This window comes from Caldifermentibacillus hisashii, from assembly GCF_039654145.1.
In the GTDB taxonomy this organism is placed as follows: Bacteria; Bacillota; Bacilli; order Bacillales; family Caldibacillaceae; genus Caldifermentibacillus; species Caldifermentibacillus hisashii.
Genome location: NZ_CP155467.1, coordinates 1,621,791 through 1,640,708, shown reverse-complemented (window position 1 = coordinate 1,640,708; position 18,918 = coordinate 1,621,791). Strand labels below are relative to the sequence as shown.

The window sequence follows — 18,918 nt, the reverse complement described above, 5'->3', positions numbered from 1 at the left end:
CGACCTCCTAATCTAATTCTTGTATTTCCTTTAAAACATCAAAAATTTCCTTGCTTTCCTCTTTTTTTATATGTTTTTCCAATAAGGAGGAGAGTTTTTTAAACATTTTTTGCCGCATAAGGAATTTTTCATAAAGATGTAGTTTATCCTCGTATTCTTCCAGCATTGCTTCAGTACGCTTGATGTTATCATAAACCGCTTGTCTTGAGACTTCAAATTGTTCTGCAATTTCTCCAAGGGAAAAATCGTCCAAATAATAAAGAGACATGTAATTTTGTTGTTTTGGAGTGAGCAAATCTTGATAAAAATCAAACAAATAATTCATTCTTGTTGTTTTTTCTAACATTGTTTCACCCTCCACTGTTAAGCAAAACACCTTTACACCGCTAATCTTACATAGTTTAAAAGAAAATGTCAATCCGGAATAGGTGAAACTTCCAGGGGCTATCCTAATAGTACAACTTCTAAAATTTTATTGCTAAAAGAATAGGTTCGGTTGATTTTTGGCTTTCTGGACAGCTCCTGGTTAGTTGAACCAAATCGGGCATGTTACGGACACTTCCCTCCTTCCTTTTGCTTTCTTGGTTGACTTAATCTTTAAGGAAGGAGATTAGTGCCCGTTCATGCGGGGCAAGGTGAAACATCAATCTTCTTTGTTTTCATCTGCCAAACCTGCAAATAGACCGTATACATATTGTTCCAAATCAAAGGGTTGCAGATCATCCATTTTTTCTCCAAGACCAACAAACTTTACAGGGATGTTTAATTCTTTTCTAATCGCAATCACAATTCCGCCTTTTGCTGTGCCGTCCAGTTTGGTAAGAACGATACCGGTGACATCAGTTGCCTCCTTGAATTGTTTCGCTTGGATCATTGCGTTTTGTCCGGTTGTCGCATCAAGAACAAGCAGTACTTCGTGCGGGGCACCGGGGATTTCACGTTCAATAACTCGTTTTACTTTCTCTAATTCTTTCATTAAATTCACTTTGTTTTGCAGTCGTCCGGCTGTATCACATAATAAAATATCGGCCTTACGCGACCGGGCAGCCTGAATAGCATCATACATTACCGCTGCAGGGTCTGACCCTTTATTTTGCTTAATGACGTCTACACCGACCCGCTTGCCCCACACTTCCAACTGTTCAATTGCACCTGCTCGGAATGTATCACCGGCTGCCAACAACACCTTCTTCCCCTCTTGTTTGAATTTATAAGCAAGTTTACCGATGGTCGTCGTTTTTCCCACACCGTTAACGCCAACAAATAAAATGACAGTCAAACCATTATCTTGAATATTTAAGGAAGTAATTTGTTCATCATCGGACTCATAGATATCAACTAATTTTTCCACGATAATTTCTTTTACTTGTGAACTTTCCTGGATATTGCGTCTTTTCACTTCCATTTTTAATTCATCGACTAATTCCAAAACTGTATCAAAACCAACATCGGCCTGAATCAACACTTCTTCAAGTTCTTCAAAAAAATCTTCATCTACTTTTCGATAGCGGGCAACAAGATCATTCATTTTGTCTGAAAAGCTTTGTCGTGTCTTTGTTAATCCATCTTTAAACTTCTCGGTAACCGTTTCTGTTTGTTTCGTCAATTTTTCTTTCAACTTATCAAAAAAACCCATAGCCACACATCCCTTAGCATTGTAATTTACCTTTCCCGTTTTTTAGCCCACATTTGCGGTATCTTCCAAACGAACGGAAACAAGTTTGGATACACCTGATTCCTGCATGGTTACACCATATAATACATCCGCTTCTTCCATCGTTCCTTTCCGATGAGTGATGACGATGAATTGGGTTTCACTGCTGAAATGTTTTAAATATTGGGCGAAACGGTATACATTTGCTTCATCCAAGGCCGCTTCTACTTCATCTAAAATACAGAACGGGACCGGTCTAACTTTTAAAATTGAGAATAAAAGAGCGATTGCTGTCAATGCCCGTTCGCCGCCGGATAACAAACCTAAGTTTTGTAATTTTTTCCCCGGTGGCTGAGCGATAATGTCAACGCCTGTATTCAATAAATCATCCGGCATTGTTAATTTCAATTCAGCTCGTCCACCACCGAACAGCGACTTAAACACGGAATCAAACTGTGACTTGATGGCAGTAAATGTTTCACTGAACCGTTTTATCATCTCGTCATCCATTTCCTCGATGACTTGAAACAATGTATTTTTTGCCGATAGCAAATCATCTCTTTGCTCTGTCAAAAACTTTAATCGCTCTGATATTCTTTCATATTCATCAATGGCACCCAAATTGACAGTTCCTAATTCATCGATCGCCAACTTGATTAATTTTACTTTTTTCTTCGCTTCCTCATAAGCAACCGTCATTGGATATTGCTCTTTTGCTCTTTCAAACGTTAACATATATTCTTCACTTAATGTCGTTAATCGATTTTCAAGATCAACATCCATCCGGTTCAACTTCACTTCTTCATCCGTTAAACTTTGTGTCAATCCTTTATGCTGCCGTTTTAACTCCTTTACTTCCTGCTCTAAGTCTTCCAATGCTTGTTGAAATTCCAGCCGCTGTTTTCGCCGTTCCGCAATTAGTTCAATTGTTTTATTTTTTTCCATGGCTTTTCGTTTCGCTTCTTCGGCAATTTTGTTTTCTCCGGAATGATCGGTTTCCATTTCTTTCATTAGCAGTGACAAATCTTCTTTGTTATTTTTTAGTTGGTTGTGAATTTCTTCATGTCTTTCTTTATTTGTCTGGAGTTGATTTAGCACATGATGAAGTTGTTCTTCCATCTTGGCAATATTTACTTTTAAATTATTTATTTCTTCGGTAATATCCGTTTTTTTCGATTGATCAAGGTTTCGCTTTTCAGATAGTTCGTTAATTAATTGATCGGTTTCGGCAATTTTCGCATTGATTTCCTCGAATACTTTTTCATTCGCTGCCTTTTTGTCCAGCAGGCCGGATATTTCTTCATCGTATGCAGCATCTTCCGTATCAAATAAAGTAAGCCGCTCCTGGATGTTTTTTTCGTTCCACTGGATTTCTTTCAGTTGATCCTTTAGTTGCAATTCTTGTTGACGGAGTGTTTCACCTGTTTTTTGAATGGTTTGCAGTTTTTCTTCTTTCTCCTTCATCAGGTGTTTTTTTACTTTTACATCCTTTTCAAGTTTCGTACACTGGTTTTCCATCTCGACAAGTTTTTGTTTTAAGGTATCAAGTTCCAGTTTTCGGCTTAATAATGAACCGGTATTTTTCTTTAAGGATCCCCCGGTCATGGAACCACCCGGGTTCACTACATCTCCTTCTAAGGTAACGATTCGGTAGCGACGTCCGGAAAGTGCCGCAAGATCATTTGCACCGCGAAGATCTTTACTGATAATTACATTTCCGAGTAGATTGTGAATGATGTTTTGATATTTTTGATCATAGTCCAATAATTCAGCTGCGATGCCAATATAACTTGGGTGAGTTTCCAGACGTTCTCGCATGTTTTTTGGTAATTCTTTCGGTTGAATGACAGATAACGGAAGAAATGTCGCCCGTCCATACCCATGAGCTTTTAAAAACTTGATCGCCTGTCTTGCATGTTCTTCTGTTTGAACGACAATATACTGTTGACTGCTCGACAAGGCAACATCCAATGCCACTTGAAAAGATTTTTTAACTTTAATCAGTTCGGCGACAGCACCTTCAATGCCTTGAAGCTGGTCTTTTGCTTTCAAAATTTCCTTAACGCCTTGGTAAAATCCGGAATAGTCTTCTTCCATTTCTTCCAGCAATTCTTTCCGTGACTTTGCCTGTTGGACATATTGAAGAGCTTGATAATATGTTTTTTCAACTTTTTCATATTGTCTTGTCAATTGCTCTAATTGATTTCGCTCATCCCGAAATTGTCCGGCAGTCTGGTCAATTTGTTTTTCCAAGTTAGCAAGTTGTTTTTCCAACTCACCCTTTTTAAAAAGGATTTCATTTCTTTCGGCAATATACTTATGGTTATCATTTCGGAGTCGTTCTTGCTTCAATTTAAGTTGCTCTAATTGCTGGGTAATATGACGATGGTCATTTTTTATAGCAGCTTGTTTGTTCAGCAGTTCAATATAGTCACTCTTTAAAGATTCGATTTTTTCTTCTACATCAACGGAATACGCTGCCAATAATTTTTGTAAATCCTTCAATTTCTCCTTTTCTTCATTTAATCTTGTGCTGGTTTCATTTTTTTGCTGCTCCAAAATGGCAATTTCCTGATCAAGTGCAATTAATTTTTGTTCTCCTTCATCAATTGCCTGCTTGAGCTGGGTTCGAATTTGACCGGCATTTTTTTTCCGCTCTTTTAAAACTTCCCGTTTCCCTTCCAATTTTTCCAATTCTTCACTCGTAATCAGCAACAAATGTTGTAGTTGATCAATTGATTCATCCAAAGCTGTCATTTGATCACGCAACCGGGTCACATTCGCTTCTTTTGATTGTAATTGCGTAGATAATTCCAGCTCTTTATCTTTATTTTCTTCTAATTGCTTTTTCTGTTTTTCCCATTTTTCATGAAGCTGTTCAATTTCATACACTAACAAACTGATTTCATATTGTTGCAATTCATCTTTTTTTTGCAAGTAATCTTTTGCCATGGAGGCTTGAATTTTTAAAGGTTCCTCTTGAGCTTCCAATTCATGAATGATATCCCGAACTCTGTTCAAATTTTCTTCAGTTTCTTTTAATTTCACTTCAGCCTTCTTTTTCCGTGTTTTATATTTTAAAACACCGGCTGCCTCCTCAAAGATCGTTCTTCTTTCTTCGGATTTACTGTTTAAAATTTCTTCCACTTTTCCTTGGCTAATAATTGAAAAAGAATCCCTTCCAAATCCGGTATCCATTAATAAATCGACGATATCTTTCAGGCGACATGGCTGTTTATTAATAAAGTACTCACTTTCACCTGAACGGTACATTCTTCTTATAATACACACTTCATTGTAATCGATCGGCAAAAAATGGTCCTCATTTTCCAATGTTAACGAAACTTCGGCAAAATTGAGCGGCTTTCTCGTATCGCTTCCGGCAAAGATGATATCCTCCATTTTGCCGCCACGCAATGATTTCGCAGACTGTTCTCCTAATACCCAGCGAATCGCATCGGTGATATTACTTTTCCCACTGCCATTTGGCCCTACTACGGCTGTAACACCCGGAACAAAATCGACCGAAATTCTCTCCGCAAAAGATTTAAAACCAACTAATTCCAAACGTTTGAGAAACATCTAGCCCCTCCTAACTACTATTGTCATGATTCCGGCGTTTTGGTCAGTTTCGTTAACGCCATATGGGCTGCTTTTTGCTCAGCCTCTTTTTTTGATTTCCCAACACCTGTACCTAAGCTTTGATTATTTAATTTTACTTGTGTAACGAATTCTCGATTGTGTGCAGGGCCTTTTTCAGCGAGAATTTCATATTCAAGTGTACCCAAACCATCTCGTTGAACAAGTTCTTGCAATTGGCTTTTATAATCCATCACATGAGAAAAAGCACCTTGTAGTATTTTAGGAAAAACGGTCTTCTCTAAAAACTTGACAACTGTTTCCAACCCTTGATCCAAATAGGTGGCTCCAATAAAAGCTTCAAAAGCATCAGCAAGTAATGCGGGACGTTTTCTTCCGCCGGTTAATTCTTCCCCTTTACCAAGGCGCATCAAATCACCAAAGTCTAACTCCTGAGCAAAAGATAAAAGAGAAGGTTCACAAACAATTGCTGCCCGTAACTTGGTCATATCGCCTTCTTCCATCATCGGGTACGTTTTATAGAGAAAATCGGAAACCGTTAATTCTAAAACAGCATCCCCTAAAAATTCCAAGCGTTCATTATCTTCTCTTCTTTTTCTGCGATGCTCATTCACATATGATGAATGGGTAAAAGCCTGTACGAGTAAAGCTTCATTTTGGAAATGGATACCGACCCTATCTTGAAACTCTTTAAATTTATTGTCCAATTGGTTTTTATTCATGTCTTTCGTCCGTTTTATTTTTGTCATTGATTTACACCTCTTGTTTTATACAATCAAGTTTAGACTACCAAAGTCATACTCGTAAAGATATTTTTTCACCTTTTATTTTTGCCAAAGATTTTTTCCTTTAGACGGCGCAAAAGACGCATCGTTACTATTAAAATCATAACCGAAAAATGACGTTTCTGTGAAGAGGCACCACGCTTTACTTTTCAGAATCTGCAATTCCGAGTTTTTTAAAATAAATCCCTAAATCAATAGAAAACACCTCACTTTTACAAGTGAAGTGTATTCGTCAATACTATTTAATTATAAATCACTTGGATTGATTTACAACAAGTATTCCAAATTAAAGTTTACTTTCTATGTAAGATACAGCATCTCCTACAGTAACAATCTTTTCTGAATCTTCATCAGAAAATTGCAGACCAAATTCATCCTCTAGTTCCATGACTAATTCGACTACATCAAGGGAGTCTGCACCAAGATCTTCCTTAAAAGTGGCTTCAGGTGTAACTTTTGATTCATCAACCCCAAGGCGGTCAACAATTATTTTCGTTACACGTTCCAGTACGTTCGACATTACTTCACCTCCCCTCAAGTATTATATATAAATAGACAAATAATATAAAGGGTAAGTTAAAAAAATTTTACCCTAGTATCCAAATTTTTCAAGCTCTGAAAATTCCAACTTCTTATCTTTAAAATTACATGTACATTCCGCCGTTTACATGAATCGTTTGACCGGTAATATAACTGCTTTTCTCTGATGCCAAGAAAGCAACAACATAGGCAATATCTTTCGGTTCACCAAGTCTTGCCAAGGGAATCTGCTTATATAACTCCTGTTTTACGTCCTCCGGTAATTTGTCAGTCATATCCGTTGTGATAAAACCGGGTGCAACGGCGTTTACAGTAATATTACGCGGTGCTAATTCTTTTGCCGCCGTTTTTGTTAAGCCGATGATTCCTGCTTTAGCAGCTACATAGTTTGCTTGACCGGCATTTCCGCTTACGCCAACAATCGAAGAAATATTGATGATTCTTCCTTTCCGTTGTTTCATCATTTGACGTGAAACAGCTTTTGTCGTTAAAAAGACGCTTTTAAGATTTGTATTTAAGACATCGTCCCAATCACTTTCTTTCATACGCATCAGCAGTTGGTCTCTGGTAATTCCCGCATTATTTACTAAAATATCAAGTGAGCCAAACATGTTCACCGTTTCTTTTACCATTTGTTCAACTGCTTCACTGTTAGCCACGTCTGCTTGAATTGCTATACTTTCTCTTCCAATTGAACGAATTTCATCAGCCACTTGTTCAGCCAGTTGTGTATTACCGGCATAATTCACGACAATATTTGCTCCATTTCTTGCAAGTTCCAAAGCAATTTCCTTCCCGATTCCCCGAGAAGCACCTGTAACGAGTGCGGTTTTACCAGCTAAAGTCATGACTTCCCTCCTTCAAGTTCTCGAACCGTATGATTGATACTCTCTTCATCAAATATTGCAAAGGTATGAACGGTACGATCGATTTTCTTCACCAACCCGGTTAAAACTTTCCCCGGACCAATTTCAATAAATGTATCTACACCATTTTCAAGTAAATATCGAATGGAATCTTCCCAAAGTACCGGTGAAAACAACTGTTGAACTAATAATTGTTTTATTTCCTCTGCATCTTGGACCGGTTTTGCCGTTACATTTGATATGACCGGAATCTCGGCATTTCGGATGTTGACAGTCGTCAGCAATTTATGTAATCGGTTTGAAGCCGGCTCCATTAACCGGGAATGAAAAGGTCCGCTGACTTCTAACGGAATGGCCCGTCTCGCACCGTTCACTTTAGCCAGCTCACAAGCCTTATCGACCCCATCTTTTGTCCCTGAAATGACAATCTGTCCGGGACAATTTAGATTAGCCAGTTGAACAGACCCAACCGTTTCTGTTACTTTTTCCGTTATTTCAGTCAGTTTTTCGCGGTCCATCCCTAATATTGCCGCCATTGTTCCTTGCCCGTGCGGTACCGCCTCTTCCATAAATTCTCCACGTTTATGAACGATTTGGACACCATCTGTAAAGGACAAAGCATTTGCTGCTACAAGTGCAGTATATTCCCCCAAACTATGACCGGCAACAAAATCAGGTTTAATGTTAAACTCGGTAAACTTTTGCAAAATGGCAATACTTGTTGTTAATAACGCAGGTTGGGCATTTGTTGTCAATGTTAATTTTTCTTTTGGTCCTTCAAAAATGACCGAAGAAAGCGGAAACTGTAGTGCTTTATCAGCCTTCGAAAAGATGTCCGCCACTTTCTGGTCACTCACAGCAAGTTCTTTCCCCATTCCGACCGTCTGGGAACCTTGTCCCGGAAACAGAAATGCAATTTTCCCCATGAAACGGCTCCTTTCTCTATTTCCATTTTGAATAGATAAATATTTATTTACTTATGTCTTTAACTGCTTCAGCAATCTTAAGAGGAACTTCGCCCATTACCATATCTCTTGTTTGACGTATGGCATGGAAAAAAGCTAATTCATCCGAAGAACCATGTGCTTTTACGACAGGTGCTTTTAAACCGAAAAGTGAAGCACCTCCATATTCCGAGTAGTCCATTTTGCTTTTTAATTTTCCTAAATCAGACTTAATGACAGCTGCCGCCATTTTTGTTTTGAAATTGCTCATCAATACTTCTTTGACCATTTTGAATACAGATGATGCAGTCCCTTCAATCGTTTTTAACACCATATTGCCAGTAAAACCGTCAGTAACGGCAACGTCACAAACACCATTCATCAATTCTCTCGCTTCAATATTACCGATAAAATTTAGTTTCGCATTGCTTAATAATTCATATGCTTGTCTAGTTAATTCATTGCCCTTTTTTGACTCTGTCCCGATATTCAACAAACCGACCCGCGGATTTTTTATACCCCGCACTTTTTCGCTATAAATTGCACCCATATAGGCATATTGTAAAAGATGAGACGATTTTGCATCAGCATTGGCACCAACATCTAACAGTAAAAAACCCTTTCCGTCAATCGTCGGTAATGTTGGTGCTAGGGCAGGACGTTCAATTCCATCAATTCTCCCGACGATAAACAAACCGCTTGCCATCAACGCTCCCGTATTTCCGGCAGAAATACAAGCGTTACACCGTCCTTCTGCAACCTCTTTTGCCATTAAAACCATGGATGCATCTTTTTTCCTGCGAACAGCACGGACCGGTTCGTCTTCACCTGAAATCACTTCTTCTGTATGAATCATGTGAATCCTGTCGCTTGATGAAAGATATGGTTTTATCTTTTTTTCATTGCCAATTAATGTAATATGTAAATCAGGGAAATTTTCGATCGCTTTAAGCGTCCCTTTTATTACTGCTTCAGGAGCATGATCGCCACCCATTGCGTCTATCGCTATATTCATTTTTGCACACCTTCTTTATGTTTTGGACGGTACATGTGAAATTCACCTTTAAATACGAGTTCGTGATTCACAAAACTTTCCACATGAACAACGGTTCTTCCTTTTTCCATCTCTTTCTCTACTACTTTCGCTTTTGCAATAACTCGTTCCCCTAATTTCACTTGGCGGATAAATTGAATATTACTTTTTATCGTCAAGGCCAATTCATCATTTATGACGGCAACGGCAAGGGAATTTGCTTGAGCAAACAGATGATGTCCACGAGCAATGTTATTTCGCTTAAAAACATGTTCTTCTTTAATATCCAATAGAGAAATAGCGTGCTCATCCAGCTCGATGTCAATAATTTCTCCAATGACTTCTTCAATTGGTAAAGATCGTACTTCTTCTGAAAAATTCTTTTGTGCAACATTTTTAATACGTTCTCGAAGTTCAGGTATATTTAACTCTAACCGGTCCAGCCTGATGGTTTGAATGCTGACTGAAAATTTTTCAGCCAATTCTTCATCGGTAACAAATGGATTTTCCAAAATGGTTTCTTTTAAGAGCCTTTGTCGTTCTTTTTTATTTAGTCTCATACTTACTCCACTCTGATTTTATGACTAGGTACTAATAGTAGTATATATAAGCAAAAAATAGAATGCAAGGAAAAAATTTAATAAGCCTTCAGGATCATAACTTTCATTTCGAAAATACCTGTTTCTCAATCAATCGAGTTTTTCCCCGGACATGACGCCTGACTCCACAATATAGTTTCGTAAATAGAGATATTCAGGATCGTTCCAAAAGGCAGGTGATTCAATCAAGTGATAGGCATCTTGTCTTGCCGTTTCTAAAGCCCGATAGTCATGAACCATATCTGCCACTTTAAATTCCGGTAAGCCGCTTTGCTTTTTACCAAAAAAGTCACCCGGTCCACGTAATTCTAAATCTTTTTCGCTCAATACAAAACCATCCGTTGTTTCCGTCATAATTTTCATCCGTTCTTTCCCAACTTCGGATTTCGGTTCGGCTAACAAAATACAATAAGACTGGTGTTCAGCGCGGCCAACTCTGCCCCTTAATTGATGTAATTGTGCCAACCCGAAACGTTCCGCATCATAGATCACCATCATGGTTGCATTAGCGACGTTCACACCGACTTCCACAACCGTTGTCGAAACAAGAATCTGCACTTTATTCTCGCTAAACAATTTCATCACATCGTCTTTTTCATCCGAGCTGAGCCGGCCGTGCATTAACCCGACTCGGTAACGGCCACGAAAATATTGAACAAGCTGGGCGTGTACATCAATGGCATTTTGCACATCCAATTTATCTGATTCCTCGATTAGCGGACAAATCACATAAGCTTGTCTACCTGATTGAAGTTCTTTTTCCATCATCGCCAAAACTCGCTCAAACATATTCGGTTTTACCCAATACGTAAGAATCTTTTTCCGGCCTTGAGGCATTTCATCAATGATTGAAACATCCATTTCACCAAAGGCCGTAATGGCAAGCGTTCGGGGGATGGGGGTCGCGGTCAAAAATAAAGAATTAGGATATTCACCTTTTTCCCGTAAAATTCGTCTTTGTTCCACCCCGAAGCGATGTTGTTCATCAGTGATGACAAGTCCTAATTTTCTAAAGTTAACTTCATCTTGTATTAATGCATGGGTCCCCACCACAATAGAAACAGTTCCGTCAAGTAATCCCTGCAAAATTTCTGCTCTTTCCTTTTTCTTTGTTGAACCGGTAAGCAGGGCAACTTGTATATGAAATGGAGAAAACATCGCTTGTAAACTATTCGCATGTTGTTCGGCTAAAATTTCTGTCGGTACCATTAATGCAGCTTGAAAACCCGCCGTAACAGCAGCATACAAACTGACGGCGGCAACAACTGTTTTTCCGGAACCGACATCACCTTGGAGCAAACGGTTCATGCGATACGGAGACCGTAAATCTTTCAAAATTTCGTTTATGACTCGTTTTTGTGCATTTGTTAAAGGATATGGCAATGCAGCAATAAATCTTTTTAATAATTCATTTTTGTAGGGAATTTCTACACCTTGCTGATTTTCTCGCTCAAATTTCCTTAAAGCTTGCATTTTTAATTGAAACAGTAAAAACTCTTCATAAACAATCCTTCTGCGGCCTTGCTTTATATCCAATGCATTTTGTGGAAAATGCAATGCCCGGACGGCTTGTTTTAATGAATAAAGACGATATTGTTTTAGCAAATGAGGGGGCAATGTTTCTTCGATTTCATTTCCAAATTGCTCAAATGTCAGGCGAATAAATCGTTTCAAACCTTTGACGGTTAAATTGCCTTTAACTGAATAGACCGGTTGGAAATCAATGGCATTTGTATGGATCGTTGAACCGAGGTGATAAGAAATGACAGAGATTTGTTGTCGGTGTCGATTCCACTTTCCTGTAACAGTAATCGTCTCATTTATATTGATTTTGTTTTTTAAATAGGCCTGGTTAAAAAAGACAGCTGTGACCACATAATTTTCAACCATGATCTTGATCGATAATCGTGATTTTTTACGACCGTAATAGCTAAGTAAAGGTTGACTGATCACTTTTCCTTCAACAGTGACTCGTTCATCATGCCCGACTTCGGCCAAATCACGAATCCGGTTATCATCATAGCGGTAAGGAAAATACATGAGTAAATCTTCAACCGTGTAAATGTTTAAATCAGCCAGTAATTGTACCGCTTCCGTTCCAATTCCTTTTACCATGCTTACCGGTTGTTTCAATCTTGCACCCACGTTATTTTTCTCCTCCGGCATGAATTTCTTTTTGAATTTTTAAGGCTGTCGGCGTTACGGCAAGGCCGCCTTGTGCTGTTTCTCGCAAACTGGACGGCATCATCTTCCCGACACGAAACATAGCTTCAATGACTTCATCACAAGGGATTTTACTCTCAATTCCTGCCAGTGCCATATCGGCGGCAACAATTGCATTGGCTGCCCCCATCGCATTTCTTTTTATACACGGAACTTCAACAAGTCCTGCAACAGGATCACAAACCAACCCGAGCATATTTTTTAACGTAATGGCCATTGCATGAGCGGATTGTCTTGGTGTCCCCCCGGCCATCTCAACAATTGCCGCACTTGCCATTCCACTCGCTGAACCGACCTCTGCCTGACAACCGCCAGCCGCTCCGGAAATAAACGAGTTATTGGCCACAACATACCCGAAAGCACCTGCAGTAAACAAAAATTCAATCATCTCTTGCCGAGACGGATGAAATTTATTTTTGACAGCAAACAATGTTCCGGGAACAACCCCGGCGCTACCGGCAGTCGGCGTTGCACAAATCATTCCCATCGCCGCATTTACTTCATTTGTTGCCACCGCCATACTTACCGCTTGAAGTAACAAATCGCCTGATAAATGATTACCTTTTTCAATGTATTTTTGCAAAAGTACTGCATCGCCTCCGGTTAATCCGGAATGTGAAGTTACCCCGGACAAACCTTTCTGAACCGCATTTTCCATTATTTGAAGATTTTTATCCATTTGGGCAATAATTTCCTCACGACTTTTCTTTGTTACTAACATTTCTTGTTCAATCATAATATGACTGATCTTTTTATTTTCTTTTTCCGCAAGTTCAACTAAATCACGGACTGTTTTGAAAAGCATATACATCCCCCTATCTTCTTGTAAGTTCTTGCTGTCTGTTACTCTACAATTCTCGCAACTTGCAGGATATTCGGTAATGCATGAATTTCGTCCATTATCTCGTTATTAATATTTTCATCAAGTTCTAACACCATTAAAGCCAACTTCCCTTTTTCTTTCCGGGAAACCTCCATATGGCCGATGTTGATCTCATGTTTTGCTAGGATATTAGCTACATTAGCAATACAACCAAACCGATCATTGTTAAGAATGACGATGGCAGGATTTTCCCCGGTTAATTTTAATTTAAATCCGTTTATTTCCGCTATTTCGATCTTCCCGCCACCGACAGAAATACCGACAACTTCAAGTTCACCCAATTCATCGCCTACTACAATTTTTGCGGTATTTGGATGGTCGGGAATCCCTTGTTCGATAAAAAATGCATAATCCAGTCCTTCTTCTTTGGCAATTTCAAAAGACCTGATAAGGCTATCATCAAATGTATCAAAATTTAACAGACCCCCGACAATGGCAACATCTGTTCCATGACCTTTATAAGTTTCGGCAAAAGATCCATACAAATGAATATGTGCCCATTTGGGTCTTCTACCAAACAAGTTTCTGGCAACTTTTCCAATCCGGAGTGCACCGGCTGTATGCGAACTGGATGGACCGATCATAATTGGACCAATAATATCAAAAACACTGCGGAATTTCACACGAATTCCTCCCTCGTAGGTCATATTCTTTAAAATCAACATAAAATAAATTATATACATTTCTAATCATATTATATTAATATGAAAAATCAAATGTAAATGAGTACAAAAAGAAAAAGGTCCCGAAATAAAGGACCTTTGGTTATAACAATTATTCCACAGAAAAAATAAATTGATAGAGCGGCTGCTTTCCATCATGTATTTCAATTTCAACTTCCGGAAACTTTTCTTCAACAAATTGGATTAAAGCTTTTGTCTGTTCTTCTGTTGCTTCTTCACCTTTGATGATTGTTAAAATCTCACTATCTTCATCCAACATTTTATTTAATAATTCTTTCGCAGTAACATTTAAGTCACGATTGGATACAACGATGGAGCCTTCTTCAATTCCCATATAATCATCTTTTTTAATCGTTAAGTTATCAATCATCGTATCACGGATCGCAAAAGTGATTTGACCTGATTTTACAGTTTTCAAAGCATCATTCATTGCTTTTTCATTTTTTTCAGCATCTACACTCGGATTAAATGCAAGTAAAGCTGCTAACCCTTGAGGAACTGTTTTAGAAGGAATGACAATTACTTGCTGGTCGCAAACGTCCCTTGCCTGTTCAGCGGCTAAAATAATATTTTTGTTATTTGGTAAGATAAAAACTTTTTCAGCATTCACTTGTTCAATAGCTTTCACGATATCCTCGATGCTTGGATTCATCGTTTGACCGCCTTCAATCACTACTTCGGCCCCGATACTTTTAAAAAGATCACGAATACCGCTTCCCATTGAAACAGCTACAATCCCGTATTCTGACGGTTGTTTTTGCTGTTCCTGAACAGTATTCACTTTGTCATTTTCGAGTATCGTTGTATGCTGCTGACGCATATTTTCGATTTTCAGATTAATAAGGTCACCGTATTGTTGTCCATATGTAAGAACAACACCGGGTTGTTCTGTATGAATATGTACTTTTGCAAGTTGATCATCGGCAATAACAAGAAGAGAATCACCATATTCACTTAAATCATTGCGAAATTTTTCCTCTGAAAACGGGTGATTTTTCAATTTACTATCCTTAAATTTTACCATGAATTCGGTACAATACCCGTATACAATGTCTTCGGTATTTATAAAGCCTTGCACACTTTTATGGTGTTCTTGTTTGACCAGTTGATCCATTGAAACCTCAGCAGTTGTCAGCTCATCAACCTTTTCACCTTTTAATTGAGCAAGAAATCCTTCATAAACAAAAACGAGACCTTGCCCACCACTGTCAACAACCCCGACTTCTTTTAGAACCGGTAGCAGTTCGGGCGTCCGTTTTAATGATGCTTTTGCCTCTTTAACGACTTCTTCCATTAAAACAGTCATGTCCGTTGTTGTTTTGCTAACCTCTAAAGCTTTTTTTGCGGAATCTTTGGCAACTGTAAGTATCGTCCCTTCCACGGGTTTCATAACAGCTTTATATGCAGTTGTAACTCCTGCATTAAGTGCTTCAGCAAAATCTGTTATGTCAAGTGATTCTTTCGCTTCGATCGCTTTTGCAAAACCCCGAAATAGCTGTGATAGAATCACTCCGGAATTCCCGCGGGCACCCATGAGTAAACCTCTGGATAAAGCTTGCCCAACCTTTCCTACATGAGGCACAATATTGTTTCTAACTTCTTTTGCCCCTGACTGAATGGATAAATTCATGTTTGTACCTGTATCACCGTCAGGAACAGGGAAGACATTTAAAGAATCTACATATTTAGCGTTTTGAGACAAACGATTTGCTCCATAGAAGATCATTTCTGCAAAACGTTTCCCATCTATCATAGTAATAGACACTAATTTTTCCTCCTTACCTACGGGTTCGTTACCCGAACACCTTGGACAAATATATTGACAGAATCAGCTTTTAAACCAATTGTTTGTTCAAGTACATATTTTACTTTTGATTGAACATTATGAGCAACTTCAGAAATTTTTGTTCCATAACCAACAATAATATACAAATCGATATGCGTAAGGTCATCTTCTTGTCTTACAATGACGCCTTTTGAATAATTTTCTTTCCGTAATATTTCTGAAATTCCATCCTTAATTTGATTTTTTGAAGCCATTCCTACAATACCGTAACAATCTACAGCAGCACCACCACAAATTTGTGCAATGGTTTCATTTGAGATTTCAATATGTCCGTAATTCGTTTTCATTTCAATGGACATGACAGGTTCCCCCTTTTCAGTTTCAACTGCTAGATTTATTTTACTATAACAATCCTCATTTTAAAAGACAAGCTGTCCCTTAATAATATAAACGTGAACGGAAACAAGATGTCAAGCACTTTTTCAAGCTGTTGCATTATTGTATAATATATGGTAAAGTATTTTAGTATCTTTAACAATTCGTTTTCATATTGTATAACGGTTTTAAGTAAGGAGGGGACATAAATGGCTCGCAAATGCATTGTTACAGGTAAAAAGGCTTCTTTTGGTAACGCACGATCCCACGCACTGAATGCTAATCGCCGTAAATGGGGCGCTAATTTACAAAAAGTTCGTATTTTAGTAAACGGGAAACCAAAACGTGTATACGTTTCTGCTCGTGCTCTAAAATCCGGGAAGGTTGAACGTGTTTAATAAAGAAAGGGCATCACAAAAAGATGTCCTTTTTATTTTTGCTTAAATAAAATTTGAGTTCAATCATATGGAAAGAAAAAACCTTTGTCAGATTCATTCCAACAAAGGTTCAGTAAGTGATCTTTTCTTACTTATCCTTTTTTAAAAGTACCTAATATCGCTCTTATAAACCCACCAAGAAATCTAGGTAATTTAATTGTGTAAAATTTCAATGAATATTCCCTCCCCGATACAAACAATAGGATCCGTAGACATATGACTATCCGAATATATCCCTATCATATTCCCAATATATCCGAAAAGTACATTTCAATGAATAAAATAGGCTTGTTTTTCCTAATCGTCACAACTTCTTATTACTAATAATATGCCATTTGTAAATGAATAAGTACCGAAATCATAAATAAGTTCATTACTTATACATAATGTCGATCCGAAAAAAATATGACGATTTTTCAAAGGATATTTAAAGCCTTCCAACGTCAGATTTTCGACCATTTTTGTAACGGGAACAAAGGAAATATATGGTTTAGCAGAAGACTTCTTTATTTCAAATGTACCGGGATTTTTAATTTCTATTTCATTTTTTTGATCAATAATCATGATGGAAATAGACGGGTCTTTTTCAGCTGAAACACTAAAAAGTTGAATGTTTGCCAAAAAATGATCAAGTCTTCCGCCGGTTGCACCGAAAATACGAATGATTTCAGGTTTCAGCTTTAAAGCATGTTGTAAAGCTAATTCCATATCGGTTTCATCCTTTTCTGACGGATATTTTAGAAGATGTATATTCTTATCTTTCAGTGCATGAAGCGTCTCTTTTGAGATGGAATCAAAATCGCCAATCGCAATATCCGGATGGATGCCTCTTTCCATTAAATAATTTGTTCCTCGATCTACACCAATCCACTTTATCTTTGTTTCAGTTTCATACTCTTCAAAATCAGTGAGGAATCGTTCCGGGCCACCGGCAACAATATGTACAATCATTGAACTTCACTGACTCTTGTTCGAATCATCTCAATGGCTTGTACCCGGTTTTTATTATTAAATATATAAGAACCGGCAACTAACACGTCTACACCTTTTTCCACACACTGTTTTGCGGTTTCATCATTAATGCCGCCATCAACCTCAATTTCAAATGTTAAATTTTGCTCGTCTTTCCACCGCTTCACTTGTTCAATCTTTTTTAATACATTAGGTATAAAAGTTTGTCCGCCAAATCCCGGGTTTACTGTCATTAATAAGACTAAATCGATATCTGTTAAAACATCACGGATCATTTCTACGGGAGTCGCGGGATTTAAAACAACACCGGCTTTTATCCCTTGCTCTTTTATTTGATAAATGGTGCGATGGAGATGTCGACAACTCTCTGTATGAACCGATATAATATCAGCACCGGCACGGACAAAATTTTGAATATATTTTTCCGGATTTTCAATCATTAAATGGATATCAAATGGTAAAGAAGTGACCGGTCTAATTGCTTCAACAATTAACGGTCCGATGGTAATGTTTGGGACGAAATGACCATCCATGACATCAATATGAATATAATCCGCACCGGCTTTTTCTACATCTTTCACTTCTTTCCCTAAAATTGAAAAATCAGCTGACAATATCGATGGTGCAATTTTGATCATTTTTCATACCTCGGCTTTCTTTGTCTGATTTCTTCTAAAAAGGATAGATAGTGCTGATAGCGATAATCTTTAATAGCTCCATTTTTCACAGCTTCTTTGACCGCACAGTCCGGTTCTTTTAAATGGAGACAACCCCGAAATTTGCAGTCATTGATACGTTCCTTCATTTCAGGAAAAAAGAACGACAATTCCTCCACCTCAATGGTTTTAAATTCCAATGAGCTGAAGCCGGGGGTATCAGCGACCAGCCCCCCGCCAATTTCCAATAATTCCACATGTCTAGTAGTATGTTTGCCGCGCCCCAAATGTTTGGAAATCGCATTCGTTTCCAGTTTCAAGTCAGGCCGGAGTGCATTTAACAAAGATGATTTGCCGACACCGGATTGACCGGCAAAAACGGAAATTTTATTTTTTAGGATCGGGAAAAATTGTTGCATACCTTCTCCTTTTGTTGAAGAAGCAAGGGCAACTTCATAGCCTAATTGTTTATAATCATTGACAAAATTTTCCATGTTAACCAATTCACGTTCATTCAGAAGGTCGATTTTTGTAATGACAATAACCGGACGAATGTGGTTCGCTTCGATTAACACTAAAAATCGATCTAATAGTGTTGTGTTAAAATCAGGATTTTTGGCAGAAAAAATGAGAATAGCTTGATCAACATTGGCAATTGGTGGTCGAACCAGTTCATTTTCCCGCTCTTTTATATCGAGAATATATCCTTCTTGCCTGTTTTCTGCAATAAATTCAACATTATCCCCGACTAACGGATTTTTTTTATTTTTCCGAAAGACACCTCTTCCCCGACATTGAAAAATACCGTCATCCGTTTTCACATAATAAAAACCACTTAATGCTTTAATTATTTTTCCTTCCGGCATAGCATCACCCTTTTAT

19 protein-coding genes are annotated in these 18,918 nt (G+C 38.1%); 1 reads left to right on the top strand and 18 read right to left on the bottom strand.

Features of this window, described 5'->3' with window-relative positions; all coding sequences use genetic code 11:
* Nucleotides 1-7 precede the first annotated feature (7 nt).
* From NSQ14_RS07735 to NSQ14_RS07670, 14 genes are all read right to left on the bottom strand, one after another.
* Nucleotides 8-346: a putative DNA-binding protein gene (locus NSQ14_RS07735; RefSeq protein WP_034769715.1), complete on the bottom strand. Its 339-nt coding sequence runs from the start codon at nucleotides 344-346 to the stop codon at nucleotides 8-10.
* Between the two features lie 297 nt (nucleotides 347-643).
* Nucleotides 644-1,636 carry a signal recognition particle-docking protein FtsY gene (ftsY, locus tag NSQ14_RS07730; RefSeq protein WP_346217059.1) on the bottom strand — a complete coding sequence of 331 codons (993 nt, stop codon included), beginning with the start codon at nucleotides 1,634-1,636 and terminating at the stop codon, nucleotides 644-646.
* A 42-nt stretch (nucleotides 1,637-1,678) separates the two neighbouring features.
* Nucleotides 1,679-5,236: a chromosome segregation protein SMC gene (gene smc, locus NSQ14_RS07725; protein ID WP_346217058.1), complete on the bottom strand. Its 3,558-nt coding sequence runs from the start codon at nucleotides 5,234-5,236 to the stop codon at nucleotides 1,679-1,681.
* Nucleotides 5,237-5,259: 23 nt separating this feature from the next.
* Nucleotides 5,260-6,003, bottom strand: coding sequence for a ribonuclease III (gene rnc, locus NSQ14_RS07720; protein ID WP_420196684.1), 744 nt, complete (start codon nucleotides 6,001-6,003; stop codon nucleotides 5,260-5,262).
* Between the two features lie 322 nt (nucleotides 6,004-6,325).
* Entirely contained in the window at nucleotides 6,326-6,559 is a 234-nt protein-coding gene (locus tag NSQ14_RS07715) for an acyl carrier protein (RefSeq protein ID WP_034769711.1), read from the bottom strand.
* A gap of 124 nt (nucleotides 6,560-6,683) precedes the next feature.
* Nucleotides 6,684-7,427, bottom strand: a complete 744-nt coding sequence (gene fabG, locus NSQ14_RS07710) for a 3-oxoacyl-[acyl-carrier-protein] reductase (RefSeq protein ID WP_227091174.1) — start codon at nucleotides 7,425-7,427, stop codon at nucleotides 6,684-6,686.
* Entirely contained in the window at nucleotides 7,424-8,371 is a 948-nt protein-coding gene (gene fabD, locus NSQ14_RS07705; RefSeq protein ID WP_034769709.1) for an ACP S-malonyltransferase, read from the bottom strand. Before fabD ends, fabG begins: the two co-directional genes overlap by 4 nt.
* Nucleotides 8,372-8,414: 43 nt before the next feature.
* Nucleotides 8,415-9,404, bottom strand: coding sequence for a phosphate acyltransferase PlsX (plsX, locus tag NSQ14_RS07700; RefSeq protein WP_041848596.1), 990 nt, complete (start codon nucleotides 9,402-9,404; stop codon nucleotides 8,415-8,417).
* Nucleotides 9,401-9,982 (bottom strand): transcription factor FapR, encoded by a 582-nt coding sequence (gene fapR, locus NSQ14_RS07695; RefSeq protein WP_034769707.1) that lies wholly within the window; start codon nucleotides 9,980-9,982, stop codon nucleotides 9,401-9,403. The genes plsX and fapR overlap by 4 nt, the downstream gene beginning before the upstream one ends.
* Before the next feature lie 129 nt (nucleotides 9,983-10,111).
* A complete protein-coding gene (gene recG / locus NSQ14_RS07690; protein ID WP_051989059.1) occupies nucleotides 10,112-12,187 on the bottom strand; it encodes an ATP-dependent DNA helicase RecG in 2,076 nt (691 codons plus the stop codon).
* Complete coding sequence (gene sdaAA, locus NSQ14_RS07685; RefSeq protein WP_034769705.1) at nucleotides 12,168-13,049, bottom strand: L-serine ammonia-lyase, iron-sulfur-dependent, subunit alpha; 882 nt, start codon at nucleotides 13,047-13,049, stop codon at nucleotides 12,168-12,170. The genes recG and sdaAA overlap by 20 nt, the downstream gene beginning before the upstream one ends.
* A 38-nt stretch (nucleotides 13,050-13,087) precedes the next feature.
* The gene (gene sdaAB / locus NSQ14_RS07680; RefSeq protein WP_346217057.1) at nucleotides 13,088-13,750 is read right to left on the bottom strand and encodes an L-serine ammonia-lyase, iron-sulfur-dependent subunit beta; all 663 of its coding nucleotides are present in this window, start codon (nucleotides 13,748-13,750) and stop codon (nucleotides 13,088-13,090) included.
* A gap of 151 nt (nucleotides 13,751-13,901) precedes the next feature.
* Complete coding sequence (locus NSQ14_RS07675; protein ID WP_034769701.1) at nucleotides 13,902-15,575, bottom strand: DAK2 domain-containing protein; 1,674 nt, start codon at nucleotides 15,573-15,575, stop codon at nucleotides 13,902-13,904.
* Between the two features lie 17 nt (nucleotides 15,576-15,592).
* Nucleotides 15,593-15,955 (bottom strand): Asp23/Gls24 family envelope stress response protein, encoded by a 363-nt coding sequence (locus NSQ14_RS07670; RefSeq protein ID WP_034769699.1) that lies wholly within the window; start codon nucleotides 15,953-15,955, stop codon nucleotides 15,593-15,595.
* A gap of 225 nt (nucleotides 15,956-16,180) precedes the next feature.
* Here NSQ14_RS07670 and rpmB point away from each other — a divergent pair, with 225 nt between their 5' ends.
* Entirely contained in the window at nucleotides 16,181-16,369 is a 189-nt protein-coding gene (rpmB, locus tag NSQ14_RS07665; RefSeq protein WP_034769697.1) for a 50S ribosomal protein L28, read from the top strand.
* A 131-nt stretch (nucleotides 16,370-16,500) separates the two neighbouring features.
* Here rpmB and spoVM read toward each other — a convergent pair whose 3' ends face one another.
* The 4 genes from spoVM to rsgA form a co-directional block, all read right to left on the bottom strand.
* The gene (gene spoVM, locus NSQ14_RS07660) at nucleotides 16,501-16,581 is read right to left on the bottom strand and encodes a stage V sporulation protein SpoVM (RefSeq protein ID WP_072012668.1); all 81 of its coding nucleotides are present in this window, start codon (nucleotides 16,579-16,581) and stop codon (nucleotides 16,501-16,503) included.
* A 124-nt stretch (nucleotides 16,582-16,705) separates the two neighbouring features.
* Nucleotides 16,706-17,359, bottom strand: coding sequence for a thiamine diphosphokinase (locus NSQ14_RS07655; protein ID WP_346217056.1), 654 nt, complete (start codon nucleotides 17,357-17,359; stop codon nucleotides 16,706-16,708).
* Nucleotides 17,356-18,018, bottom strand: coding sequence for a ribulose-phosphate 3-epimerase (rpe, locus tag NSQ14_RS07650; protein ID WP_041846629.1), 663 nt, complete (start codon nucleotides 18,016-18,018; stop codon nucleotides 17,356-17,358). Before rpe ends, NSQ14_RS07655 begins: the two co-directional genes overlap by 4 nt.
* On the bottom strand, nucleotides 18,015-18,902 hold the full coding sequence (gene rsgA, locus NSQ14_RS07645) for a ribosome small subunit-dependent GTPase A (RefSeq protein WP_346217055.1): 888 nt from the start codon (nucleotides 18,900-18,902) through the stop codon (nucleotides 18,015-18,017). Before rsgA ends, rpe begins: the two co-directional genes overlap by 4 nt.
* Between the last annotated feature and the right edge of the window lie 16 nt (nucleotides 18,903-18,918).

Bases quoted from the DNA above. Each gene is read 5' to 3' on its own strand.
- fabG (WP_227091174.1), bottom strand. From the start codon at position 7,427: ATGACTTTAGCTGGTAAAACCGCACTCGTTACAGGTGCTTCTCGGGGA.
- ftsY (WP_346217059.1), bottom strand. From the start codon at position 1,636: ATGGGTTTTTTTGATAAGTTGAAAGAAAAATTGACGAAACAAACAGAA.
- rpe (WP_041846629.1), bottom strand. From the start codon at position 18,018: ATGATCAAAATTGCACCATCGATATTGTCAGCTGATTTTTCAATTTTA.
- NSQ14_RS07735 (WP_034769715.1), bottom strand. From the start codon at position 346: ATGTTAGAAAAAACAACAAGAATGAATTATTTGTTTGATTTTTATCAA.
- NSQ14_RS07715 (WP_034769711.1), bottom strand. From the start codon at position 6,559: ATGTCGAACGTACTGGAACGTGTAACGAAAATAATTGTTGACCGCCTT.
- recG (WP_051989059.1), bottom strand. From the start codon at position 12,187: ATGCCGGAGGAGAAAAATAACGTGGGTGCAAGATTGAAACAACCGGTA.
- fapR (WP_034769707.1), bottom strand. From the start codon at position 9,982: ATGAGACTAAATAAAAAAGAACGACAAAGGCTCTTAAAAGAAACCATT.
- rpmB (WP_034769697.1), top strand. From the start codon at position 16,181: ATGGCTCGCAAATGCATTGTTACAGGTAAAAAGGCTTCTTTTGGTAAC.
- fabD (WP_034769709.1), bottom strand. From the start codon at position 8,371: ATGGGGAAAATTGCATTTCTGTTTCCGGGACAAGGTTCCCAGACGGTC.
- sdaAA (WP_034769705.1), bottom strand. From the start codon at position 13,049: ATGCTTTTCAAAACAGTCCGTGATTTAGTTGAACTTGCGGAAAAAGAA.
- plsX (WP_041848596.1), bottom strand. From the start codon at position 9,404: ATGAATATAGCGATAGACGCAATGGGTGGCGATCATGCTCCTGAAGCA.
- rnc (WP_420196684.1), bottom strand. From the start codon at position 6,003: ATGACAAAAATAAAACGGACGAAAGACATGAATAAAAACCAATTGGAC.
- smc (WP_346217058.1), bottom strand. From the start codon at position 5,236: ATGTTTCTCAAACGTTTGGAATTAGTTGGTTTTAAATCTTTTGCGGAG.
- NSQ14_RS07670 (WP_034769699.1), bottom strand. From the start codon at position 15,955: ATGTCCATTGAAATGAAAACGAATTACGGACATATTGAAATCTCAAAT.
- NSQ14_RS07655 (WP_346217056.1), bottom strand. From the start codon at position 17,359: ATGATTGTACATATTGTTGCCGGTGGCCCGGAACGATTCCTCACTGAT.
- rsgA (WP_346217055.1), bottom strand. From the start codon at position 18,902: ATGCCGGAAGGAAAAATAATTAAAGCATTAAGTGGTTTTTATTATGTG.